General features: G+C 68.8%; 23 protein-coding genes and 1 pseudogene. 14 read left to right on the top strand and 10 right to left on the bottom strand.

Features of this window, described 5'->3' with window-relative positions:
* Window positions 1–24: 24 nt before the first annotated feature.
* The 5 genes from katG to NO364_RS15595 form a co-directional block, all read right to left on the bottom strand.
* Window positions 25–2,247, bottom strand: coding sequence for a catalase/peroxidase HPI (gene katG / locus NO364_RS15615; protein ID WP_257627992.1), 2,223 nt, complete (start codon window positions 2,245–2,247; stop codon window positions 25–27).
* Between the two features lie 92 nt (window positions 2,248–2,339).
* Window positions 2,340–3,440, bottom strand: a complete 1,101-nt coding sequence (locus tag NO364_RS15610; protein ID WP_257629125.1) for a DR2241 family protein — start codon at window positions 3,438–3,440, stop codon at window positions 2,340–2,342.
* A 1-nt stretch (window position 3,441) separates the two neighbouring features.
* On the bottom strand, window positions 3,442–4,305 hold the full coding sequence (locus NO364_RS15605; protein ID WP_257627991.1) for a CbiX/SirB N-terminal domain-containing protein: 864 nt from the start codon (window positions 4,303–4,305) through the stop codon (window positions 3,442–3,444).
* Window positions 4,306–4,473: 168 nt separating this feature from the next.
* Window positions 4,474–5,727, bottom strand: coding sequence for an outer membrane protein assembly factor BamB family protein (locus NO364_RS15600; protein ID WP_257627990.1), 1,254 nt, complete (start codon window positions 5,725–5,727; stop codon window positions 4,474–4,476).
* 331 nt (window positions 5,728–6,058) lie between these two features.
* Complete coding sequence (locus NO364_RS15595) at window positions 6,059–6,535, bottom strand: FlaD/FlaE family flagellar protein (protein WP_157690002.1); 477 nt, start codon at window positions 6,533–6,535, stop codon at window positions 6,059–6,061.
* A 224-nt stretch (window positions 6,536–6,759) separates the two neighbouring features.
* On the opposite strand from NO364_RS15595, the gene NO364_RS15590 reads away from it, so the two are divergent.
* Genes NO364_RS15590 through NO364_RS15580 form a run of 3 tightly spaced genes read left to right on the top strand, consistent with a single transcriptional unit; the run spans window position 6,760 to window position 9,342 of the window.
* Complete coding sequence (locus NO364_RS15590) at window positions 6,760–7,761, top strand: ABC transporter substrate-binding protein (RefSeq protein WP_157690003.1); 1,002 nt, start codon at window positions 6,760–6,762, stop codon at window positions 7,759–7,761.
* 22 nt (window positions 7,762–7,783) lie between these two features.
* Window positions 7,784–8,590 carry an ABC transporter permease gene (locus tag NO364_RS15585; RefSeq protein ID WP_157690004.1) on the top strand — a complete coding sequence of 269 codons (807 nt, stop codon included), beginning with the start codon at window positions 7,784–7,786 and terminating at the stop codon, window positions 8,588–8,590.
* Window positions 8,581–9,342 carry an ABC transporter ATP-binding protein gene (locus tag NO364_RS15580; RefSeq protein ID WP_257627989.1) on the top strand — a complete coding sequence of 254 codons (762 nt, stop codon included), beginning with the start codon at window positions 8,581–8,583 and terminating at the stop codon, window positions 9,340–9,342. The genes NO364_RS15585 and NO364_RS15580 overlap by 10 nt, the downstream gene beginning before the upstream one ends.
* On the opposite strand, the gene NO364_RS15575 is transcribed toward NO364_RS15580, so the two are convergent.
* Together NO364_RS15575 and NO364_RS15570 are read right to left on the bottom strand one after the other, a co-directional pair.
* On the bottom strand, window positions 9,329–11,062 hold the full coding sequence (locus tag NO364_RS15575; protein ID WP_257627988.1) for a sensor histidine kinase: 1,734 nt from the start codon (window positions 11,060–11,062) through the stop codon (window positions 9,329–9,331). The genes NO364_RS15580 and NO364_RS15575 overlap by 14 nt on opposite strands.
* 75 nt (window positions 11,063–11,137) lie before the next feature.
* On the bottom strand, window positions 11,138–11,587 hold the full coding sequence (locus NO364_RS15570) for a pyridoxamine 5'-phosphate oxidase family protein (protein WP_257627987.1): 450 nt from the start codon (window positions 11,585–11,587) through the stop codon (window positions 11,138–11,140).
* A gap of 145 nt (window positions 11,588–11,732) precedes the next feature.
* Between NO364_RS15570 and NO364_RS15565 the strand changes: the two genes are divergently transcribed.
* Complete coding sequence (locus tag NO364_RS15565; RefSeq protein WP_257627986.1) at window positions 11,733–12,305, top strand: IMP cyclohydrolase; 573 nt, start codon at window positions 11,733–11,735, stop codon at window positions 12,303–12,305.
* Between the two features lie 85 nt (window positions 12,306–12,390).
* Window positions 12,391–13,068, top strand: a complete 678-nt coding sequence (locus NO364_RS15560) for a metallophosphoesterase family protein (RefSeq protein WP_257627985.1) — start codon at window positions 12,391–12,393, stop codon at window positions 13,066–13,068.
* 16 nt (window positions 13,069–13,084) lie between these two features.
* Here NO364_RS15560 and NO364_RS15555 read toward each other — a convergent pair whose 3' ends face one another.
* Window positions 13,085–14,266, bottom strand: a complete 1,182-nt coding sequence (locus NO364_RS15555; protein ID WP_157690010.1) for an aspartate kinase — start codon at window positions 14,264–14,266, stop codon at window positions 13,085–13,087.
* Window positions 14,267–14,430: 164 nt separating this feature from the next.
* Here NO364_RS15555 and NO364_RS15550 point away from each other — a divergent pair, with 164 nt between their 5' ends.
* From NO364_RS15550 to NO364_RS15540, 3 genes and pseudogenes are all read left to right on the top strand, one after another.
* Window positions 14,431–14,655, top strand: coding sequence for a hypothetical protein (locus tag NO364_RS15550; RefSeq protein ID WP_257627984.1), 225 nt, complete (start codon window positions 14,431–14,433; stop codon window positions 14,653–14,655).
* A gap of 77 nt (window positions 14,656–14,732) precedes the next feature.
* A pseudogene (locus tag NO364_RS15545) lies at window positions 14,733–15,082 on the top strand (molybdopterin dinucleotide binding domain-containing protein); the annotation flags it as partial.
* Between the two features lie 74 nt (window positions 15,083–15,156).
* Window positions 15,157–15,588 carry a hypothetical protein gene (locus tag NO364_RS15540; RefSeq protein WP_157690012.1) on the top strand — a complete coding sequence of 144 codons (432 nt, stop codon included), beginning with the start codon at window positions 15,157–15,159 and terminating at the stop codon, window positions 15,586–15,588.
* 8 nt (window positions 15,589–15,596) lie between these two features.
* Here NO364_RS15540 and NO364_RS15535 read toward each other — a convergent pair whose 3' ends face one another.
* Window positions 15,597–17,213 (bottom strand): DNA-directed DNA polymerase II small subunit, encoded by a 1,617-nt coding sequence (locus NO364_RS15535; protein ID WP_257627983.1) that lies wholly within the window; start codon window positions 17,211–17,213, stop codon window positions 15,597–15,599.
* 88 nt (window positions 17,214–17,301) lie between these two features.
* On the opposite strand from NO364_RS15535, the gene NO364_RS15530 reads away from it, so the two are divergent.
* Window positions 17,302–18,228, top strand: coding sequence for a S26 family signal peptidase (locus NO364_RS15530; RefSeq protein WP_257627982.1), 927 nt, complete (start codon window positions 17,302–17,304; stop codon window positions 18,226–18,228).
* A gap of 58 nt (window positions 18,229–18,286) precedes the next feature.
* Here the strand turns inward: NO364_RS15530 and NO364_RS15525 are convergent, their stop codons facing one another.
* Window positions 18,287–19,828, bottom strand: a complete 1,542-nt coding sequence (locus NO364_RS15525; protein WP_257627981.1) for a Cdc6/Cdc18 family protein — start codon at window positions 19,826–19,828, stop codon at window positions 18,287–18,289.
* Between the two features lie 728 nt (window positions 19,829–20,556).
* Between NO364_RS15525 and NO364_RS15520 the strand changes: the two genes are divergently transcribed.
* From NO364_RS15520 to NO364_RS15505, 5 genes are all read left to right on the top strand, one after another.
* The gene (locus NO364_RS15520) at window positions 20,557–21,198 is read left to right on the top strand and encodes an Era-like GTP-binding protein (RefSeq protein ID WP_157690016.1); all 642 of its coding nucleotides are present in this window, start codon (window positions 20,557–20,559) and stop codon (window positions 21,196–21,198) included.
* A gap of 6 nt (window positions 21,199–21,204) precedes the next feature.
* Window positions 21,205–21,591: a DUF2073 domain-containing protein gene (locus NO364_RS15515; protein ID WP_157690017.1), complete on the top strand. Its 387-nt coding sequence runs from the start codon at window positions 21,205–21,207 to the stop codon at window positions 21,589–21,591.
* Complete coding sequence (locus NO364_RS15510) at window positions 21,591–22,268, top strand: OapC/ArvC family zinc-ribbon domain-containing protein (protein WP_157690018.1); 678 nt, start codon at window positions 21,591–21,593, stop codon at window positions 22,266–22,268. The genes NO364_RS15515 and NO364_RS15510 overlap by 1 nt, the downstream gene beginning before the upstream one ends.
* Window positions 22,269–22,555: 287 nt before the next feature.
* Window positions 22,556–22,645, top strand: a complete 90-nt coding sequence (locus tag NO364_RS18420; RefSeq protein WP_420191796.1) for a hypothetical protein — start codon at window positions 22,556–22,558, stop codon at window positions 22,643–22,645.
* On the top strand, window positions 22,645–23,439 hold the full coding sequence (locus NO364_RS15505; protein ID WP_157690019.1) for a DUF7089 family protein: 795 nt from the start codon (window positions 22,645–22,647) through the stop codon (window positions 23,437–23,439). Before NO364_RS18420 ends, NO364_RS15505 begins: the two co-directional genes overlap by 1 nt.
* Window positions 23,440–23,506: the final 67 nt, after the last annotated feature.

Genomic DNA, 23,506 nt, shown 5'->3' with positions numbered 1-23,506 from the left:
GGGACGGCGGCGTCGCGGCCGCGCTCAGTCGAGGTCGAAGCGGTCGAGGCGCATCACCTTGCTCCAGGTGTCGACGAAGTCCTCGACGAACGCCTGCTCCTCGTCCGGGGAACCGTAGATGTCGGCGATGGCGCGGAGGCGGGCGTTCGAGCCGAAGACGAGGTCGAAGCGGGTCGCCTCCCACTCGACCTCGCCGGTTTCTCGGTCGATGCCCTCGAACACGTTACCGGCCTCCGAGACCGGCACCCACTCCGTGCCCATGTCGAGCAGGTTCGTGAAGAAGTCGTTGGTCAGCGTCCCCGGGCGGTCGGTGAGGACGCCGAGGTCGGAGTCCTGGTAGGTCGCGCCGAGTGCGCGCATGCCGCCGACCAGCGCCGTCATCTCGGTCGCGGTCAGGTTCAGCAGATCCGCCTTGTCGACCAACAACTCCTCGGCCGGTCGGTCGATGTCGTCCCGGAGGTAGTTCCGGAACCCATCGGTCTTCGGCTTGAGCGCGTCGAAGGAGTCGGCGTCGGTCCGCTCGGGCGTGGCGTCGGTCCGTCCGGGTTCGAACGGAACCTCGACGTCGTAGCCGGCGTCCGCGGCCGCGCGCTCGATGGCCGCGTTGCCGCCCAGCACGATCAGGTCGGCGAGCGAGACGCGCGTCTCATCGGACCGAGAGGCGTTGAAATCACGCTGGATGTCCTCCAGGGTGGACAGCACCGTCTCCAGTTGCTGCGGTTCGTTCACTTCCCAGTTTCGCTGGGGTTCGAGGCGGATCCGCGCCCCGTTCGCGCCGCCACGCTTGTCGCTGTCGCGGTACGTCGACGCGGACGCCCAGGCGGTCTTGACGAGCTGTGAGGTGGACAGATCCGACGCGAGGATCGACTCCTTGAGTTCGGCGACCTCGGCGTCCCCGACGAGGTCGTAGTCGACGTCCGGGACGGGATCCTGCCAGATCATCGTCTCCTCGGGGACTTCAGGGCCCAGGAACCGTTCGGGTGGCCCCATGTCGCGGTGGGTCAGCTTGTACCACGCCTTGGCGAAGCTCATCCCGAACTCCATCGGGTTCTCCTGGAAGGTCTCCATGATCTCACGGTACTCGGGGTCGCGTTTCAGCGCGATGTCCGTCGTGAGCATCATGGGTGTGGTCTCCTCGTCGGGGTTCTGTGCGTCGGGGGCGGGCTCGACTGCCTCCCCGTCTTTCGGCTTCCACTGCCAGGCGCCGCCCGGGCCCTTTTCGGGTTCCCACTCGTACTCGAGTAGGTTGTTGACGTAACCCATGTCCCACTCGGTCGGCGCGGACGTCCAGGGACCCTCGATGCCGCTGGTGGTCATCCCGCCGCGTTTGACGTCGTCGTCGGTCTGCCAGCCGAGGCCCATATTCTCCATCGGCGCCGCCTCGGGTTCGGGTCCGTGTGCCTCCTCCGGGTTCTCGGCGCCGTGAACCTTGCCGAAGGTGTGGCCGCCGGCGATGAGGGCGGCCGTCTGCTTGTCGTCCATCGCCATCCGAGTGAACGTCTGCCGGATGTTCTTCGCGGAGGCCATCGGGTCCGGGTTGCCGTCCGGGCCCTCCGGGTTCACGTAGATGAGGCCCATGACCGACGCGCCGAGGCCCTCCTGAATCTCGCCGGGCTCGTCGAACCGTTCGTTCGCCTCCCACTCGTCTTCGGGACCCCAGTCGACGGCGTCGTCGCCGTCGAAGTCGTCCTCGCGACCGCCCGCGAATCCGAAGGTTCGGAAGCCCATCGATTCGACGGCGACGTTGCCGGCGAGGACGATCAGGTCACCCCACGAGAGCTTGCGACCGTACTTCTGTTTGACCGGTTCGAGCAGTCGACGGGCCTTGTCGAGGTTCGCGTTGTCGGGCCAACTGTTGATCGGCGCGAAGCGCTGTCGGCCGCCGGCGGCACCGCCGCGACCGTCGGCGGCGCGGTACGTACCGGCGCTGTGCCACGCCATCCGGATCATGAACGGGCCGTAGTGGTCGTAGTCCGCCGGCCACCACTCCTGGGGGGTCGTGATTACCTCCTCGATGTCGGCTTTGACCTCCTCGAGGTCGAGTTTTTCGAACTCCTCGCCGTAGTCGAAGTCGTCGTCGTACGGTCCGAGGCTGCGAGCGTTCTGGTCCAGAATGTCCAAGTTCAGTCGGTCCGGCCACCAGTCCTCGTTGGACTTCGGACCGGTCTTGGTGACCGTCTCGCCACCGTCGGCCGCGAACCCGTCGTCCGCATCGCCTGTACCGCGAGAGGGTGTGTCGTCCGTCATTACTGTGTCCGGATTTGGATACGAGCGTACAAATCGTTGTTGTTGGCAGATGATGAACGGAGGGACGAGCGGCCGTCGGCGAGGGCGGCGCCTCAGCCGTCGGCGTCCGTCGGCACGCCACCGAGGTTGCCCTCGTCGTCGAACAGTTTGGCGCGGAGGTACCGCGCCCGGTACCGGTTCGCGCCGTCGCTCGTGTCGGCGTCGCGGACCTCGCCCGCCCGGCCGTCGGCGACGGCGTCGATGAGCGTCTCGATCTGTTCTTTCTCGCTCGGCGTCAACTCGAACTCGTAGGTGCGGGACCGCTCGGCCTCCAGTCGCGTCCACTTCCGCGCCGCGGCGATCACCAGCGAACACGGCTCCCGACAGGGGAAGACGCCCGACCCGCCGTCGGGGGTGAGCGCCGTCCCGTCGTCGTACTCCCACTCGCGGCGCTTGAGACACTGGGAGTCGTCACAGCAGGCCTCGGCGACCCAGTTCACGTGCTCGTGGCCCTCGCCCCGGTCCCACGTCTCCACGACGCCGTAGATGCCGGTCTGGCGCGAGACGGCCTCGTGCCAGTGAGTGACGTCGAGTTCCCCCTCGCGCTCGCGGTGCCAGTTGACGAGCGTCGCCGGGTAGAGGCCGTCGACGGCCCGCACCGCCGCCGCGGGGTCGAGGTCGGCGAAGACCCACCCGTGGGGGAGCGTCGGCGCCGTCGACAGCGGCCGGTAGTCGCCGTCGTCGTCGGTCTTCCGGAGCCGGCGCGCCTCGTGGGGGTCGGTGTGGACGGTCAGCGCCTCGCGGTCGGCGTCGACATCGTCGACGTGCCGGAGTTCGTAGCGGCGCCGGCCCCCCTCGGTCAGGCGGGCGGTGACGGCGGCCTGTCCCCACTCGCGGGTGACGCCGTCGCCCCCGAGTCGCGCGTGACGCTCCGGGGCCGACAGGTCGTCCGCCCGCTCGACCCACCGCAGGAACGCCCAGTCGGGGTCATGCTGGGGGGCGTGCTGGTGCCAGAACAGCCAGTTCTCGACGTGCGCGCGGTGCCGGTCGACGACGTCGTCCAGCGCGGCCGCCGAGAGGCCGTCGTAGCTGGCGTCGGGCACGGCGACGCGAAAGCCGTCGGGCCCGCGTGTGACTTCGAGGCCGTCGAAGTCGACGCCGTCGGCGGCGGCCACCCGGACGGCGTCGGCCGGCGTGGGGTCGGCGTCCGCCATCTCAGTCACCGTCGGCGACGGCCGTCGTCGGAGGCGTGATCCGGACGTCGACGTCGACGTCGGCGCCCGCGTCGGCCGCCCGTTCGAGGACCACGTCGGCCATGAGCGGCTCCGTCCCGATGGCGCCGGCGTACCAGACGTCGTGTCCGTCGAGGCGGGCCGGAACCGGGTAGCCGCCGTCGTCGGCGATGCCCATGTCCTCGGGGATGTCCTCCTGGGTGTGGTAGCCGTCGGCGATGAAGAGGGGGACGACGACGATATCCTCGCTCTCGAAGTGGTCGGTCACGTCGTCGACTTCGGGCTCCTCGTCCATGAACAGCGCTCGGACCTCGGCGAACCGGCCGCCGTCGCGGATGCGGCCGGCGTGGTACTCGATGGCCTTCGCCGAGTTCTCGTTACGCTTGGTGCCGTGACCGACGACGGCCAGGCCGACCCCGTCGCCGACGTCCGGGTCGCCGGTGACCGTCTCGGCCCGGCGGACGATCACGTCGGTCATCGCGTCGTGTGTCCCGACCGGCCCACAGTAGTGGACGGCCTTGTCCACGTCCGCGGGGCGGAGGGTGACCGAGTCGGCGCTCGTGCCGTCGGACTCCCAGTCCGCGACGTCGAAGTCGAGTCGGAGTTCCCGCGGGATCACCTCCTCGGTGAAGTAGCCCTCGCTGACGAACAGCGGGACGACGTACACCTCGTCGGCGGCCACCGTCCGGAGGGCGTTGCGGAACGAGGGCTCCTCCTTCCAGTAGGCCTCCCGGACCTCGTCGAACGCGCCCGACGCCCGGATAGCGTCGGCGTGGTCCTGTGCCGGCGTGCTCGACCGGGGATTGAGGTGGGAGCCGTGCGCGACGACCAGTAATGCCTCACTCATTACGAGGTCGTACGCTCGTGAGGCTATTAGGCCCTCTGGATGCCGTCGCGTCACGCGAAGACCGTCAGTCGTCGGACATCGTCAACGGATCGGCCGCGGGGGGTCGCCGATCCTCGAACTGCCGAACGGGCCGGCGCCGAACCGGTAGGGAGGGGCCGCTCACGGACGTCACCCGCCGCCGACCTTGTACACCCCACCGGGTCGTCCCTCGGCGTCGCCGTCGAGGTACGCCTCGGCGGCGCGGTCGGCGAAGTAGACGGCGCCGTCGACGACTACCGGCGTGCTCGTCACCTCGCCGACGCCGTCGACCGCCCACGCCCGGTCGCCGGTCCCTTTCTCCAGGGCGTAACAGGAGCCGTCGTAGGAGCCGACGAGGACGTGGTCGCCGGCGACGGTCGGACAGCCGGTGATCCGGCCGCCGGTGTCGAACGTCCACCGCACGGCGCCGGTCGCGGCGTCGAGGGCGTAACACCGCGAGTCGTGGCTCCCGACGTAGACGGTGTCGGTCGCCGCCTCGACGGCCGGCCCGGACATCACGCGGCCGTCGGTCTCGACGGCCCACTCCCGACTGCCGTCGGCGAGGTCGACCCGGTAGACGCGGCGGTCCCAGGAGCCGAAGAAGGCGCTGCCGTCGTGGGTGGCGACGGGGCCCTTGATCGCGTCGCCCGTCTCGAAGGCCCACGCGAACGACCGGTCCGGATAGGTCCAGGCGTACAGGTGACCGTCGTTGGCGCCGACCACCAACCGTCCGGCCTCGCGGTCGACCGCGGCCGTCGAGTGGGGGTGGTCCGTCGGCCGCCGGTCCTCCCACACCACCTCGCCGGTGACGGCGTCGACGCCGAACATCGCGCCGCTCGGCTCGTAATACTCGACGGCGATGTAGACGACGCCGTCGTGATAGCCCGGACTCGACCCGATGGCGTCGCCGAGCTTCCGGCGCCAGAACCGCTCGCCCGTCTCCAGGTCGAAGGCGTAGAGCGCGCCGTCGTACGCGCCGACGTAGACCGTCCCGTTCGCGAGGGCGGGGGTGCCGTGGATCCCCCGGGCCGTCTCCTCGACGGCGGCGGTCCAGACGACGTCGCCGTCCGGGGTGAACCGCCGAACCTCGCCGGTGTCGCCGGGGACGACGACGTCGCCGTCCGGGGTGGGGACGGGACTGGCCTTCGCGGCCGTGTGATCGCCCGTGTTCACGCCACGGTGGACCCACTCGACGGTCGGATCGGTGGGCACCGTCGCGTCGGGAAAGATCCCCTGGCGCCGGGGGCCGCCCCGGAACTGGGCTGTCGCGCCCGTCGAGGGCGGGCGGCCGTCGTCGTCGATCGGCTCGGGGTCGGTCCGCGGGGCGGCAAGACACCCGGTCACGGCGCCGGTCAGGGCGAACGCCGCGGTGCCGAGGACGGCGCGTCGGGAACGAGGTGGCATACGTATCGGGTGTACGACGGAGGGACATACGCTTTGTCCGCACGAGCCGCGAGTCCCCGACGTGGAGCGAGCTGTCGGGTGGTGTCGGGAGAATAGTCCCACCAGGATTCGAACCTGGGTCGAAGCCCCCAGAAGGCTTCAGGATTGGCCGCTACCCCATGGGACTGACCGATCCGGAGTCGGCGTCCGGTGACACCCGTCAGTACCCACGAAACGCATATGAGTGTTGCGAAGTCGCTCGGCGACCGACGGGCGACCGACGGTTGGGGGTCCGCCGGGTCCGGCGTTCCGTGGCGTCGCCGTCGACGGGACGGCCGCGACGGGACGGCGCTCAGTCGTCGATCCCGAGCAACCGGATCACGTGCGCGAAGCTCAGCAGGTGGTCCGCACGGTCGAGTTCGCCGTCGCCCGGATCGAGGGCGGCGACGGCGTCGGCGACGCGGTCGGCGAGGGTCGCCGCGGCGTCCTCGCCGAGCCAGCCCAGCGCGCGGTAGCGGCCGATGGCGTCCCGGGTCGGCGCCTCGCCCGCGGTCCGGACGAGGTAGGCGATCCAGTCGCGCCCGACGCGGCGGGCCGCGGGCGCGTCCGGGAACGCGGGGAGGTAGGGTCGCTCCCCGAGGGCGGCGGGGTCGACGCCGCCGATGGCGACCAGCCGTTCGCACTGTGCGCGGGAGGGCTCGTCCGGCGCGGCCGGCCGGTAGCCCGATCCCTCGACCGGCGGGAGGCTGACCCCCGTACCCGCGTCGGCGTCGTCGACGCCGGCGAGCGAGCGGAGTTCGTTCGCGTCGTACTCCGACGGATCGAACACGGGGGTAGTTCGGTCGGGACCGTCCAAGGCTCTTTGGGCGGGGACGCCCGACGACGATAGCAGATACAATTGCCGCTATCTCGGAGAGAGGGGAACGGATAGAACCAGCGATCGTCGGATAGAAGAGACGAAGCCAGCGATTTCGACAGTTTGGATCGATCCGGAGTACGGACCAGCCTTGCCAGTTCCCGGCGGGTTATACAGACGTATCCACTACCACGGACATGACGCAGATTTCACGCCGAACCTATCTCGCGGGGGCCGGTGCCGCGGTGACGGCCGGGTTCGCCGGCTGTACGGGCGGCGATGGCGGTGTCGACTCGGTGTCGGTGGCGTACATGCCGATCTTTCCCGATCTCCAGTACTTCGTGATGGAATCGGAGGGCTACTTCGAGAACGTCGACGCGAGCATCGAGAGCCGGGAGTTCACCGACGGGCCCGCCATCGTGCAGGCGTACGGCGGGGGCGAACTCGACGTGGCGATGTTCGGCATCGTCCCGTCGATGATCGTCATCGACCGCGGCATCCCGGCGAAAGTGACCGCCGCGAACATCAAGGAACCCATGGCGATCATGGCCCACGAGGACCTCGGAGGGCTGTGGGACGAACACGGGGCCGACGCCTTCGCCGCGTGGCGCGAGGAGCGGGGGCGGAAGTTTCGGTTCGGGACCTTCCCGCAGGGGTCGGTCCCGGACGTTCTCCTCCGCTACTGGCTCCAGCAGGAGGGGGTCGACGAGTCGGCGGTCGACATCATCGAGATCAACGGCGCGAACGCCGTCTGGCAGGCCATCGCCAACGGCGAGGTCGACGGCGCGTCGATCATGGAACCGGTGCCGACGCGGGCCGCTCAGGAGGACGTGCCGATCGGAACGTTCCGAACCGCCGCCGAGATCATGCCCGGACAGCCCGCGGCGGTGACGCTGATGAGCGACGGGATTCGGGGAACGCCGATCGCCCGGCAGTTCCTCGAACAGCACGTCCGCGCGACTGAGTTCATCCGGGAAGAACCCGAGGCGACGGCCGAAATCGTCGAGTCGAGCATCGGTATGGCGGCGGAGCAGGCGCGTTCGGCGCTCCAGGGACCGCTCTCGAATTTCGTCACCGATCCCCGGGAGATCGAAAACGGGACGGAGATCTTCGCCCGGTTCGCGAACGAGAACGGACAGATCGACCAGGAACTGTCGCTCGAACGGATCTTCGATTACAGCGTCTACGAGGAGCTATGAACGGCCGCGTACGGGGTGAGCGATGGCGATCGACGTGACCGAGGAGGTCGACGTCGAGGACGGGACGGCGGGCGACGGTCTCGCAGTCCTCGACTGGCGGCGGGCACTCCGGGGGCTCGGCGGCGTCGGCGTCTTCCTCGCGCTCTGGACCGCCGCCTCCCTCACCCAGCCCGCGTACGTCCTCCCGAGCCCGTTCGTCGTCGCGGGGACGTTCTACGAACAGACGGCGAGCGGGGAGGTGTTCGTCGCGCTCGGCAACAGCGTCCTCCACTGGATTCCCGGAGCGGTGACGGGGACCGGTCTCGGGATCGCGGCCGGGATCGCGCTGGCGTGGAGCCCGTACGTCGACGACGTCTCCTCGCCGATCGTGCGGATGCTCCGTCCCGTGCCCCCGCTCGCGCTGATCGGCTTCGCCATCGCCTGGTTCGGCATCAACCACGCCGGTGCGGCCTTCATCATCGCGGTCGGCGCGTTCTGGATCAACTTCTACGCCACCTACGGGGGCGTCGAAGGCGTCTCCGAGGATCTGCTGGACGTTGCCCGTAGCCTCGGCGTCCAGGGGGACCTCGAACTCATCCGGACCGTCGTGGTCCCGGCGTCGCTCCCCGAGATCACGACCGGGATCCGGACGGGGATCGGCCGCTGCTGGATGCTCGTCGTCGCCTCCGAGATCTTCGGCGTCGCCGGCATCGGCCGGCGTATCCTCCGGGCGTCGAACAACCTCCAAGTCGACGTCGTCATCACCTACATCCTCGTGTTGAGCCTGATGTATCTGCTCGTGGACGTCGCCTTTCGGGCGCTCCAACGGAGGGCGCTGGCGTGGCGGTGAACGACGCCGACGCACGCGTCCGCATCGACGGCGTCGGCAAGCGGTTCGAGGGCGGGGATGGACCGGTGCAGGCGCTCGATGACGTCTCCTTTGCCGTGGCCGAAGGGGAGTTCGTCTGTCTCGTCGGCCCCTCGGGATGCGGAAAGACGACCCTGTTTCGCATCATCGCCGGCCTCGAACCGCCGACGACGGGGAGCGTCTCACTCGACGGCGAACGGGTCGACGGCCCCAGCACGGACCTCGGTCTGGTTTTTCAGGAGTATCACCTGTTCCCGTGGCGCACCGTCGCTGGCAACGTCGGGTTCGGACTGGAGCGCGGGGACGTCCCGGCCGAGACGCGCGAGCGACGCGTCCGTGACCTGCTCGACCTGGTCGGCCTGGACGGGTTCGCGGACAGCTATCCGCGCGACCTCTCCGGCGGCATGAAACAGCGGGTCGCGCTAGCCCGTGCACTCGCGGTCGATCCGAGCCTCCTCCTGATGGACGAGCCGTTCGGCGCCGTGGACGCACAGACGAAGAAGATGCTCCAGGACGAACTGCTCGACATCTGGGCGGAGACCGGAAAGACCGTCCTCTTCGTCACCCACGACGTCGAGGAGGCGGTCAAACTCGCCGACCGTGTGGTCGTCATGGCGAAGGATCCGGGGCGGATCCGGGAGGTCGTCGAGGTGGACATCGAGCGCCCGCGGAGTCGGTCCGACGAGGCGTTCGGGGACGTCTACCGGCGTATCCTCGACCTCATCGAGACGTGAGTCGGCTGCCGTCGGTCGGAACCCGGAGCGTCGCGACGGTCCCCCGTGGCTCCCGGTCGGCGTACGTCGGATCGGCGCCGAGCGCCCCGGCCGCCCAGTGGACGATCCACAGGCCGAGGCCGGAGCCGTGGCTGAGGTCCGTCTCCTCGCCGGCTTCGACCGCCTCGAGTTCGGCGTCGGGGATGCCGGGGCCGTCGTCGAGGACGCGCACGAGCAGCGTCCCGTCCGCCCGCTCGACGACGACGCGGGCCCACGCACCCCCGTCCGCCCGCTCGACGCCGTCGCCGTCGTGGTGCCGGACCGCGTTCTCGAGGAGGTTCTCGACGGCCGCGACGAGCGCGCGCTTCGACAGGGACGCGGTGACGGCGGCACGGGTGTCGAGGGCGACGTCGGCGTCGGGATAGCGCTCGCGGACGTCGGCGACGACGGGGTCGAGACACGCGGTGACGTCGACGTCTTGGGGACGCTCGCCGTCGATCAACCGCTCGACCGTCCGTGCCTTGTCGCCGAGGGCGGCGAGGGCGGCGGCACGGCGCTCGATGGCGTCGGCCATATCGCGGGTCGCGTCGTCGTTCACCCGATCGACCAAGATCTCGGCGTAGCCGTGGACGACGCCGGCGTCGTTCCGGAGGTTGTGTCGGAGGACGCGGTTGAGGACTTCGAGTTGCTGGCGGCGGCGTTCCCGCTCGGTCACGTCCGAACAGACGACAGTCCAGCCGACGTGGGTGCCGCTCGGATCCCGGAGCGTGGACGTCGACACCGCGTACGTCCGACGCTCGCCGCCGACGGTCGACTCGATGGTCGCCGGCTCCGGATCGCCGTCGTCGCCGACGGCGACGCCGAGTAGCTCGGTAAGTGGGGCGTCGAGGGGGTCGGTGCCGACGTCGGCGACGAACGCCGCCCCGGCGGCCGCGTTGTACCTGACGACCCGGCGCTCCCGGTCGACGACGACGATCGGGTCGGCGAGGTCGTCGATGGCGGTCCGCTCGGCCGCGCGGACGGTCGTCGGATCCCGCTCGAACAGTTCGGCGCGGCCGAAGGCGTAGGCGTCGAGGGCGACGTGCGGGACGAACATGATCGGCGCGAGGTTCAGCTGGGGGATCGGGCCGACGCCGCCGGCCCAGGCGAGCAGGGCGAAGCCCGGTGGGAGCGCGCTGACGGCGACGGCGGCCGTCTCGCGGCGGTAGAGCGGCCCGTAGTTGAGGAAGGTGTCGACGAGGAGAACGACCCCGACGGTGACCGCGAGCGTCGCGCCCCCGGTGGTCAGGTACGCGGCGGGTTCGAGGACGTACGTCGCCGTCGCGACGCCGAAGACCGGATCGAGGCGGAAGCCGGTCCACATCGCGCCGTGGAGCGGGTTCGTGACGACCAGTGCCGTCGCGACGACGCCGAGAGCGGCCACGGTTCCGAACGCCGGGCCGGAGACGACGTCGCCCCGACCCGTGTATTCGAGCGCGAACGCTAGGAAGGCGAGACCGGTCCAGACGGTGCCGATCCAGACGACCTGTTCGAGCGCCACCCGGACCGTTGGATCGGAGGTCAGCAGGGCGGTGCCGTAGGCGCCACACCACACCGACTGCGCGAGGAGGACGCCGAGGAACCACGTCGCACCCGGCCGGTCGCGGTAGTCGAGGACGTACCGCGCGAGCACGAGGGTCCCGGCGACGGCCGCGAACGAGCCGACCGCGGGCCAGGCGGTGACCGTACCGGCGAGTGCCATACGCGGGGTGGTCGAAGCCGGACGGCAAAGAGGTCGTGGGTCGAGTGAGGGTGTCGCGAGCGGGGACGGCGAAACTCACTCGGAGCCGACGACCCGCCCCGACCGTTCCTCGACGTCGAGTGCCCACACGTTGGGATGCTCCCGGAGGTCGTGTGCCGAGAGGAGGTCCGACTCGAACGCGTTGTCGGCCAACGCCGCCCGCGCGGCGTCCCACTCGCCGGGAGTGATCCGGTCGATCGGTCCCGCGACGATGACGCTCCGCCAGTTCCCGTCGGCGTCGACGTCGAAGGCGACGAAACTCGCCTCCTCGGACCGCTCGGCGTAGGTCTCCTTTCTGAGCTCCGCGGACCGGCCGACGAACAGGAAATAGAGGTGCTCCCCGTCGTAGCCGAACGACAACGGGACGCCGTAGGGGACGCCGTCGGCGCTCATCGAGAGCACCCCAACGCCGGTTCGTCTGAGGAACTCGTCGATGCCCGATTCGTCCATCTCCGACCCGAGCAGGGTTTCGTACGACGAACTCATGCCAAAAACGGTCAACGAGACGAAAGGAAAAGCTGGGGCGTCGTTTTCAGTCGGTGGGAACGGCACGGTCGAGGGTACGCGGGACGCCACACTCGGCGGCCCCGGAAGAGAAAGACCCAGGTAGCCGGTGGCGAAAGGGTCGGGTATGTACGTCGGCCGCTTCGTCGTCGTCGGACCGGGAATCGGCGCCTACCGCGTCTCCTCCCGGTCGTTCCCGAACCGTCGGATCGTCGAACGCGACGGCACGCTCACCGTCGCGCCGACGCCCGAGGCCCCCGAGACGGACAACCCCTACGTCTCCTACAACTGCGTGCGGGAGAGCGAGGGCCGGGCGGTGCTCGGCAACGGCTCCCACGTCGATCCGGTGACGGAGAAACTCGACCTGGGCTACCCGGCGCGGGACGCGCTGGCGACGGCTCTCCTCTCGCTCGACTACGAGAAGGACGACTACGACACCCCACGGGTCGCGGGGGTCGTCGCGGACGACGCCGCGACGGTGGGTATCGTCCGCCGGGACGCGCTGGTGGTCGAACGGGTCGACGAACCGACCCTCGTCGCCACGTACGAGGAGGACCGGCCCCGACCGTTCGAGTTCGCGGCGGCGGACGCGGCGGCCGCGGCCCGCGAGGCGTACGACCTGGACTTCGAACACGCCGTCTGTGCGGCGGGGGTCGCCGTCGATGGCGGCGTCGAGACGGCCGTCGTCAACGGGGATTGAGTTCGCTGGCGTCGGCGACGGGCCGCGAGGTCGTACCTGTCGGGGGACGGCAACGCCTAACCGACCGGGACCGCAAGCGACGCCCATGCGTCTGGGCGTCGTCTCCGACATCCACGGGAACCGGATCGCGCTCGAAGCCGTCCTCGACGACATGCCGAGCGTCGACGGCCTCGTGTGTGCGGGCGACGTGGTCGGGTACAATCCCTGGCCGGCCGACTGCGTGGCGACCGTCCGGGAGCGGGGGGTGCCGACGGTGATGGGGAACCACGACCGCGCGGTCGCCCGGGACACCGCGTTCCGGTTCAACGCGATGGCGAAGGCGGGCGTCGATCACGCCCGCGCGGCCCTCGACGACGACGCCCTGTCGTGGCTGGCCGACCTGCCGCCCGAGCGGGTCGTCGCCGACGGGCGGGTGAAACTCGTCCACGGTCACCCCGAGGACCCCGACCGGTACACCTACCCCGAGGAGTTCTCGCCGCGGATGCTCGGCGACGAGGACCTGCTGGTGACGGGCCACACCCACGTCCAGGGCCACCGCGTCTTCGCGGACGGCGTCGTGATGAACCCCGGAAGCGTCGGCCAACCGCGGGACGGCGACCGGCGGGCGGGGTACGCGGTGGTCGAACTGACCGACGGGGCGGGTGGCGGGGCGGTGGCGGTCGAGGAACGGCGCGTCGAGTACGACGTCGACGCCGTCGTCGACGCGGTGCGGGAGGCGGGGTTGCCCGAGCGGATCGGGACGCGGCTGTACGAGGGGCGGTGAGGGGGGCGCTGGCCGGTCAGATCGTCTGTTCCTGGACGATTTTGAGCGTCTCCTCGCGGTCGTCCCAGTCGACGAAGATGGCGACCGAGGTGGCCGAGGTGATGAGGTCGTGGATGTTGATACCGGCCTTGGAGACGGGTTGGACGATATCGAGGATGATCCCGGGGCGGTTCGGGAGTTCGCCGCCCGTGACCCGGATGACGGCGAAGTGGCTCTCGACGGTCACCGAGGAGAGGGTCTCGTCCTCGACGACCCGTTCGTGGAGGACGTACTCGGCGTCCTCGGAGATATCCTCGTCGACGTAGAAGGTGACCGAGTCCATGCCGCTGGCGACGGCGTCGATGTTGATGTTCTCGTCGCGAAGCGACTGCGTGAGGTCGGCGAGGATGCCCGGCCGGTTCCGCAGGGCGCGGCCGGCGACGGTGATGCAGGCGAGGGGTTCGTCCTGCATGTCGATGAGGTTCTGGAACTGGCCCTCGATCTTCGTGCCGCCGGTCAGCAGGTCGCCGTGCTGGTAGTGGACGACCCTGACCGTCAGGTCCTCGTCCTTGTAGGAGAGGGCGCTGGGGGCGACAACCTCGGCGCCCCGGAAGGAGAGGTTCCGGAGTTCGTCGACGGTGATGTTGCCGACGTTGCGTGCGCCCTCGACGACCCGGGGGTCGCCGGTCATGACGCCCTCGACGTCGGTGACGATGACCACCTCGTCGGCGTCCATGAACTTGCCGAGCATCACGGCCGTGGTGTCGCTGCCGCCGCGCCCGAGCGTGGTCACCTTACCGTCGAGTGTCTGGGCCAGAAAGCCCGTGATGACGGGGACGACGTTGTCGAGGTCGTCGGCGAGGTCCTGGGCGCGTTGCAGCGTCTCCTCGGCGTCGACCTCGCCGTACTCGTCGGTGATGATCGGCCACGCCGCCGATCCGGGTTCGACGAAGGTTGCGTCGACGCCGCGGGAGGCCAGCGCCGCCTTCAGCATCCGGACGCTCGTCCGCTCGCCCATGCTGACGATCTCCGCGCGGTCGGGATCCTCGGCCTCGAAGGTGATCTCCTCTAAGAGTTCGTCGGTCGTCGATCCCATGGCGCTCGCGACGATGGCGACCTCGTGGCCCTCCGCGACGGCCTTCGCGACGGTGTCGGCCGCGCGTTCGATTCGGTCACCGCTGCCCAGCGAGGTGCCGCCGAACTTCGCCACTACGCGCATCGTGGAGCCTCCGCGGGTGCCGACCGGTACGCAATCATGGCAGGGGGTAGCGAGGTGGACGGTAATAACTGTGTTCACTCGCTCCGGGGCGTGATCCGGGCTTGGCCGGCGAGCCCGGTGTTTTTGTGCGTATGGTTAGTATTATGACACTCTGGAACTCGACCATGGACGACCGACAAGAGACGACGAAGACCATCCGTCCGTACTGTGGCGTCGGCTGTGGCATCGCCGTGACCGACGACATGCGGTTCGTGCCGTGGGGGGACGCGCCGGTCAACGACGGTCGGATCTGCATCGAGGGGGGTGCGGCGACGGAGGTGGTCGAGCACGAGGACCGGCTGACCGAGCCGATGGTCCGGGACGGCGGCGACCTCCGCGAGGCGACGTGAGAGGAGGCCTACGGGCGGATCGTCGACGGGATGGAGCGCATCCGCGACGAACACGGGGCGGACGCCATGGGCTTTTACGGCTGATCGAACATTACAACACGGGGACGATGACCAGGCGGTCGCCGACGCTCGACCGTCAGCATCCCGAGAACTTCGTCGACGTCCATCCCACCGACGCGGAGCGATACGGGGTCGGCGACGGCGACGTCGTGACGCCCCGGTCGCGGCGCGGCGAGATCGACGTCGCGGCGCAGGTGACCGACGACATCAAGGAGGGTACCATCTGGACGACGATCCACTTCGCGGCGTCGTCGGCCAACCGCCTCACCAACGACGTCCTCGACGAGCGCGCGAAGATCCCCGAGTACGAGGCGTCGGCCGTGGAGACGTCGGCGTCGAACCGGCGGAGGCGCCCGGCGACGACTGAGCGCCGCCGCCAACGATCCGCGAAGCGGCGGAACGACGGCGAGCGTTTAAGCGCCTCCCGCCGCTAGTGAGGGTATGGAAGTGCGCGACGCGGTCGAGGCCGACGCCGACGCGCTCTCGGCCATCGCGGACGTGCCGGCCGACGTGATCCGGAACCTGATCCACGACCGGACGGTCCGGGTCGCGGTGCGCGAACCGACGGCCGCGGGGCCGAACGCCGACGCCGACGACGGCGACGCCCGCGACGTGGACGGATTCGTCAGCTTCGACGTCCGGGAGGGGACCGTCCACGTGACACAGTTGGCGGGGACCGAGACGGCCTGCGAGCGGCTGCTCGGCGAACCCGTCCGCTTCGCCACGAACGAGGGGATGACCGTCGAACTGCTGGCGATCAGCGGCGACGACGGCGTCCAGGCGGCCGCCGAGGCGACGGGCTTCGAACGCGATGGCCACGGTCCGACCTTCGACGGGAAACCGACGGTTCGCTACCGGCTCGATCCGTCCTAGGGCCGCCGTCAGGCGAACTTCCGGACCGTCAGGTTCAGCGTGTCGAGGTCGACGATGGGGGCGAAGCCGGCGTCGGGGTCGATGTTGACGCTCTTCTGGAAGGCGGTCTGGGCCTGCCAGCAGCCGCTGTTGACCGCGAGGACGTTGTGGTACTTCCCGTAGCCGAGCTTGTGGACGTGTCCGGTGTGGAAGATATCGGGGACGTCCTCGATCACGAGGTAATCCCGCTCCTCGGGAGCCAGGCGCATGTGGCCGCCGTACTTCGGGGCGACGTGCCGTTTCTTCAGCAGGTGGTACATCGCACGGTGGGGGTCGTCGTAGCTCGCCTTCCCCTCGGGGAGTTCGGCGATCACCTCGTCGAGCGAGACGCCGTGGTACATCAGAACCGAGACGCCCTCGACGGTCACGGTCGAGGGGTTGCCGACGATCCGCGCGTCGTGGGCGCTCATGATGTCCCGGAGCTCCTCGTCGAAGGCCGGCTGGGGCTCCGCGAGCCGAACGGCGTCGTGGTTCCCCGGGATCATCACGATCTCCATGTCGCCGGGGACCGCCTTGAGATGCTCCGAGAACCGCTCGTACTGGTCGTAGATGTCGACGATATCGAGTTCCTCGTCCTGGTCGGGGTAGACGCCGACCCCCTCGACCATGTCGCCGGCGAGCAACAGGTACTCGACGGCCGCGGCCTCATCGGTGTGGAGCCAGTCGGCGAACCGCTCCCAGGCGTCGGCCATGAACTCCTGGCTGCCGACGTGGACGTCCGAGACGAGCGCCGCCTGCACGTGCCGGTCGGCCGTGTTCGGTCGGTGCGTCCGGGGTACGTCGGGGAAGTGGAGCGCGTCGACGAAGACGATGCCCGCGTCGTCGGAGAGGGTGCCCTCGACGGCGACACACTCGTCGAGGAGGAGTTCGTCCACCAGGTCGGCGATGTCCCGGTCCTTCGTGATCAGACAGGGGAAGGTCCCGGTCGTGTCCTCGAGTTCGACGATCCAGTGGCCGTTCGCCGAGGAGCGGACGTCGTTCACCAGTCCGATCATGGCCACGTCGCTCCCGCCGGGCATGTCGTCGATGGCCGACGCCGGACGGTGGTTCACCCGCCCCCGTAGCTGTTCCGAGAGCTTCTCGTACCGGTCACGGAACACGGAGACGAAGTCCCCGTACTCGCCGGTGCCGGTACTCCGGCCGGTGATGTCGCCGGCGACGTCCGGTTGCTGGGGTTGGCGGGTTGCCGTCCCCGACTCCGACCCCGTATCCAGCTCCGAAGACCCCTTTGTTTCGACTGGAGAACTACTTTCGGTCGCGGAATTTTTTGGTTTTTCTGGTGGAGTCGAAACGGCGGTGTTGTCGGCGGCGGCGTCCGGACGTTCGGGGTCGATGGCGTCGGCGGACGGAGGGGCGGCGGCCGCGTCGTCGCCGCCGGTCCCGGAAGCGGCGTCGGCCGACGACAGCGCCGACCGGACGTGGTCGGTCGTGAGTCGGAGCGCGTCGTCGGGGGCCGACTCGACGGCGGCGTCGAGGGCCGTCGCAGGGTCGGCGGCGCCCGCCAGGAGCGTCACCGCTTCCCGTTCGGCGTTGTAGCCACGGCGGGCGAGTTCCCGGGCGATCCGGGCGGGCGTCTCGAGGGACACAGGGGAGGCACGGGAAGCGCCGGCAAAAGGATGCTGGAAGCCCCCGGAGTCCAGAAGCTTCAACTCCGGTGACGGTAAACGGCAACCGATGAGTGCCGACGACGGTCCGCGGCCGTCCGACCGGGAGGCGGACCACGACGCCGAGGGACCGGGTCCGGCGGGACTGGCCGATCGGGCGGCGGACCACGACGCCGAGGGACCGGGTCCGGCGGGACTGGCCGATCGGGCGGCGGACCACGACGCCGAGAGGTCGGACCGGGCGGGGCCGCTCGACCGGGTGGCCGGGAACGAGGGCCTCCGACTCGTCGTCCGCGAGACCGCGCTGAGCGTCGGTGCCGTGGTCGCCATCGGACTGTTGCTCTTTGCGATCAGCGGCGTGTGGCCGCCGATGGTCGCCGTCGAGAGCGGGAGCATGGAGCCACACATGCAGAAAGGCGACCTGGTCTTCATCACCGACACCAGCCGGTTCGCACCCGACGCCGCCCACGAAGGGACGGGCGTCGTCACCCGTGAGACGGGTCGCGAGGTCGGCTACTGGAAGTTCGGGGCCCACGGGTCGGTGATCGTCTACGACGAACCCGCCGACGCCGGACCGCCCGTGATCCACCGCGCACAGTTCTGGGTCGAGGAGGGGGAGAACTGGTACGACCGCGCGAACCCCGACTACGTCACCGGGAGCGACTGCGGCGAGGTGCCGAACTGTCCGGCACCGAACGCCGGGTTCGTAACCAAAGGCGACCACAACGGGGCGTACGACCAGGTGAACGGGATCAGCAAGCCCGTCAAGCCGGAGTGGATCGTCGGGGTCGCCCGCGTCCGGATCCCGTATCTCGGCTGGGTGCGTCTCGGCGTCTCCGGGACCGTCCTCGGGACGACGACCCACACGGCGACGGGACCGACCGCCGCAGCCGTGACCGTCGACACCCCGACCGTCGGAGGCCCACCGGGGGTCGACCGAACGACGCCACGCCGGGTGTCGACGCCGTCGCCGGCGGCGCAGGCACCCACGCCGTAGCGCTGCCGCTCGGATCGGGTAGCGCGTTCGACGACGCAGTGCCCGTCGGCGACGACGCTCAGTTGTCGAACCGGGCCTGCACGAACGGCTGGGCGTTCTCGATGTCGCCGAGCCGGGAGTCGGAGAGCAGGACGGCCTCGGTCTCCTCGACGGGAACCGAGAGGCTGATCTCCTTGGTCCGCCCGTAGCGTCCCTTGCTCACCACGACGGCGTTGACGATGCCGAGCATGTCGAGTTCGGAGATGAGGTCGGTGACGCGCCGCTGGGTGAGGACGTCGGCGTCGATTTCCTCGCACAACCGCTTGTAGATGTTGTACACCTCGCCCGTGTTGATGTTGTGAACGCCGTTTTTCTCCAGGAGGATGATCGCGAAGAGGACGATCTTCGACTGGGTAGGGAGGGTGCGTACTACCTCGATGACCCGGTCGAGTTCGATCTTGTCCTGGGCCTGCCGGACGTGTCGCTCCTCGACGGTGTTGGCCTGTCCGCGTTCGGCGAGTTCGCCGGCGGTCCGGAGTAGATCGAGGGCGCGGCGGGCGTCGCCGTGTTCCTGGGCCGCGAAGGCGGCACAGAGGGGGATGACGTCCTCGGTGAGGGCGCCGTTCTCGAAGGCAACGTCGGCACGGTGCTGGAGGATGTCCCGCAACTGGTTGGCGTCGTAGGGGGGGAAGACGATTTCCTCCTCCCCGAGGCTCGACTTGACACGGGGGTCGAGGAAGTCGGTGAACTTCAGATCGTTCGAGATGCCCATGATCGAGATACGGGAGTTGTCGAGTTCGGAGTTCATCCGCGAGAGGTTATAGAGCGTGTCGTCGCCGGACTTCTCGACCAGTTTGTCGATTTCGTCGAGCATGATGACGACGACGCGTTCGTGATAGTCGACCGCCTCGAAGAAGGAACTGTAGACGCGGTCGGTGGGCCAGCCCGTCATGGGGACGGACTCCATATCCTCCCGGTCGGCTTCGAGCGTGTCGATTCGTTCGTCGATGGCGTCGAGGGAGTCGAAACGCGTGTCCGCGAGCGTGCGATCACCCTCCGTGACCGACGACCGGAGGGCCGCGAGGTCGTCGAGCCGTCCGTCGATGACGTCCCGGTTCTTCTCGATGAACTTGTTGGCGAGCTGTGCCAGGACGCGATACTGGGTGTCGGTCACCTCGCAGTTGATATACTCGACCTCGCAGGGGACGTCGTACTTCTGGGACGTCGATTCGAGTTCCTTGCTGACGAACTTCGCGCTCGCGGTCTTGCCCGTCCCGGTCTTCCCGTAGATGAGGATGTTCGAGGGTGTATCCCCCCGCAGCGCCGAGACGAGGATCGTCGCCATCTGATTGATCTGCTCGTTCCGGTGTGGCAGTTCGTGTGGCGTGTAGGAGGGGCGGAGCACCTCCTTGTTCTCGAAGATCGGCTCGCCGGAGAGGAGGTCGTCGAACAGTCCCTGGTTGTCGTCCTCGTCCTCGTCCTCGTCCTCGTCCTCGAGGACGTCGTCGATGTCGACGTCGCCGGAGATGTCGCTCGTCCGGTCGCGAGCGGGCGCGTCCAGATCGTGCTCCTCGGCGTCGACCTCGGAGCGATCGTCGGAAGGTGAGTCGTTCGCGTCCATTCGGTGAAACCCCGCCGTTTCCACTGGAAGACGCGCCGAGACGGGACGGTTCGGGTCGTTTTTCCCACCGCCGAACCCCTCGGCGCGTCCAGATGATCCAGGGGAAACAGAGGAGCAGGCGGTAGAAAAACCTTCCCCCTCGTCGGTCCTCGCAACCGGGAAGTCGCGAGAGCGTGTCTGCAGCCCGATGCATGGCGATTCGGGCGAAACCGGTCGTCGCCTATCACTCGTCCGACGGACGCAACCCGGGCCCGGGCCGGACCCCCCCACCCCTTCGTTTCGGGTGGAACGGTGAAAGAGGGGGTGGGGGTGAGAAGGGATTACTAGTACAGCAAGCTATAAGAACAAGGCGATTAAACCATACCCGTACTCCATCTGCAACTCTATTTTCACTAGGAGTGTGTGTGGATTCTAGGGATCGACCCGGCTTCGTGTCATCGAACCACCATTGTCACCCGGTCCGTCGACCACGGGGCTGTCCGTCTCCACCCGAAACGAAGGGGTGGGGGGCGGCCAGTATCGTCGTCTCGATCCCGTGATGCCGGTCGTTCCCGTCACCCGGGTTTCGTCGGCGGGCGGTCCGCCGTAGCCCGCGCGTTTCGCCGTCCGACGTCGCCCGCTACTGACAGGTCGGTTATGGTTGTCTGACGCACACTTAAGTGAACGCGGAGACCTTCATCCCGCATACGCCCTCTCGCGGCGGTAGACGGGAGGTGCGGGAGGATAGGATGGGACTGCTCACAGGACTCAGAGACAGCATCACACGAGTTACGGATCGACTGTTCTCGGCCAGTGATCCCAAGCGCATCGGGATCTACGGACCGCCGAACGCCGGGAAGACAACACTCGCGAACCGGATCGCACGCGACTGGACGGGGGACGCCGTCGGCCCGGAGAGTCACGTCCCCCACGAGACCCGTCGCGCCCGCCGGAAGGAGAACGTCGAGATCGAGCGCAACGGGAGTACGGTCACCATCGACATCGTCGACACTCCCGGGGTCACGACGAAGGTCGATTACAAGGAGTTCCTCGAACACGACATCGAGGAGGAGGACGCGGTTCGTCGCTCCCGCGAGGCGACCGAGGGGGTCGCGGAGGCGATGCACTGGCTCCGCGAGGACGTCGACGGCGTCATCTACGTCCTCGACAGTACCGAGGACCCGTTCACGCAGGTGAACACGATGCTTATCGGGATCATCGAGAGCCAGGACCTCCCGGTGCTCATCCTCGCGAACAAGACGGACCTCGAGGACTCGAACATCAAGCAGATCGAGAACGCCTTCCCGCAACACGAGACGATCCCGCTCTCGGCGCTGGAAGGCGACAACATGGACGAAGTGTACGACAAGATCGCGGAGTACTTCGGGTGATGAATCATGCCTGAAGCAACTCCGCCAGACGTCGACGGCGTCCAGATCGACCTCATCAGCGGGGCGCGGATGGAGGACCTCACGGGTATGGAGAAGATCCGCCTCATCCTCGACGGCGTCCGCGAGGGGAACATCGTCATCCTCGAGGAGGGGCTCTCCCCCGACGAGGAGTCGAAACTCATCGAGGTGACGATGACCGAGATCAGCCCCGACGAGTTCAACGGGATCGAGATCGAGACCTACCCCCGCTCCGAGACCGCGGACCGGAGCTTCCTCGACCGGCTGATGGGACGGGAGTCGACGAAGAAACTCACCGTCATCGGGCCGGCGAACCAGATCCAGACGCTCCACAAGGACGAGAACCTCATCAGCGCCCTCGTCTCACGCAAGTAATGCCCCACCAGTGTACGAACTGTGAACGCGTCTTCGCCGACGGGTCCAAGGAGATGCTCTCCGGGTGTCCCGACTGCGGGGGGAACAAGTTCCAGTTCAAACCGGACTCCGCGACCGAGACGCCGACGCTCGGCGACGAACCGGGGGGTGGCGGCGCCGACGCCGGAACGTCCACGGGAACGACTGCCGACACGTCACCCGCTCCCTCGCCGTCGCCCTCGGCCGGGGAGTCGACATCCGGGGGGACGGTATCGGCCGACGCCGATCCCGGCGCGGCCTCGGACTCGACGCCGGCCTCGGCGGACGACACGGCCGCCGGCACCGACGACGACCTCATCGAGGCCGAGTCCGACCCGAGCGCCCTCGAGGAGGACACCGCGCAGGCGGACGCCCGGAGCGACGTGGTCTCGCCCGACGAGCTCGACGACGCCGCGTCCCCGCCCCAGTCGGTCGACGACGCCGCCCACGCCGTCCCGCCGACGTCGGACGAGTCGCCGGGGATCGAGGACCTCCGAGCGGAGCTCAACGACCAGTTCGAGAGCATCAAGATCCTCGAACCCGGGCAGTACGAACTCAACCTGATGGAACTGTACGACCGCCAGGAGTGCATCATCTCCCTGCAGGAGGACGGCCACTACGTCATCGAGGTGGCCGACACCTGGCGCGACGACGCGTAACCCTTCCGCCGGATTCATGACTATCCGTCCCGTCCACCCCTCAGCGACGCTCGTTCCGACCGTCCCGTCGTGCCACCATCTCTTCCCGTTCTGTGCCACCGATCCACACCCCTTTGTTTCAACTGTAGTATACCCTCAGAGCCCCTTCGAAGCGATTTAATAGCGAGAACCGTGTGGACGGGAAACGAAGGTGTTTCGCCGGTCGGGCGTCGAAATCGCTCCCCGAGGTCGCAGTGCGTGGCGACGGAGACTACAACGTTTATGCGGGACCGCACCGATCCTCCGGTATGAGTCAGGCGACCAAGGTCGTGGTAGCGACGGTCGGCGTATCGGCGGTCCTCGCGGCTATCCTCGTCGTGGGTGCCCTGCTCGGGTGATGTTCGAGCGCCGGGCGCTCCCCGACCACCTGGAGGCCGTCCGTGAGCGACACGCTCCGGACTCGATCGTCCTCGACGCCGACACCGACTTCGAGACGCTGCCGCCGGCGACGGCCGAGGACCTCGGGTTGCTGGTCGACGCCCTCGATCCAGCGACCTACCCCGAATCGTGGGTGCCCGAGGATGCCCCTCGGCCGCTTCACCGGTACGCGGGTTCGGACTTTACCGTCGGCCTCCCGGGCGACGGGACGGTGATGTGGACCCGCCAGACCGTCCCCCCGACCGTCCTCGTGAAGGCCCGTGCGGCGGGTACGCCGGACGCCTTCCTCGAGTTTCTCCTCGCGGAGGCGTTCGTCCGGATCGGTCTCGACGTGCCCGAGTCGTTTCTCCCCTTCTTCGGGGACGCGTACCCCGACCTCGACGCGGCGATCCCGCTCGGACCCGCGGCGGTCTACCAGATCGCGGCGGCGCTCTACGAGGGGTGGCTCGGCCGCCGGACCCGACCGATCTTCGCCGACTGGGACGACGACCAGCCCCGCCTCCACGACGCGTGGGCCGACGCCGGCGACAGCCTCCGGGGCCGCGTCGCGGACCTCCCCGGCGCGGTCGCCCGCGGGGAGACGGAGTTCGCCGACGCGACCGAACTGGCCTGCTCGGCGATCAAGCACGGACTGGACCTGCCCGCCCCCTTCGCGGCCCTGGATACGACCGCCTACGTGGACTACGGCCCCGAGTACGCCGTCCGGTGGGCGGCGACGACCTTCGAGAAACTGAGCGAGGGGCCCGTCGACTGATACGGATTATTGTAACTGTTCACCGGTGGTTCGCCGGACTCCTGGCGAACCACCGGCACTGACTTAC

The sequence above is a fragment of the Haloplanus salinarum genome, from assembly GCF_024498175.1.
GTDB lineage: Archaea > Halobacteriota > Halobacteria > Halobacteriales > Haloferacaceae > Haloplanus > Haloplanus salinarum.
This window is presented reverse-complemented; position numbering and strand designations above follow the sequence as displayed.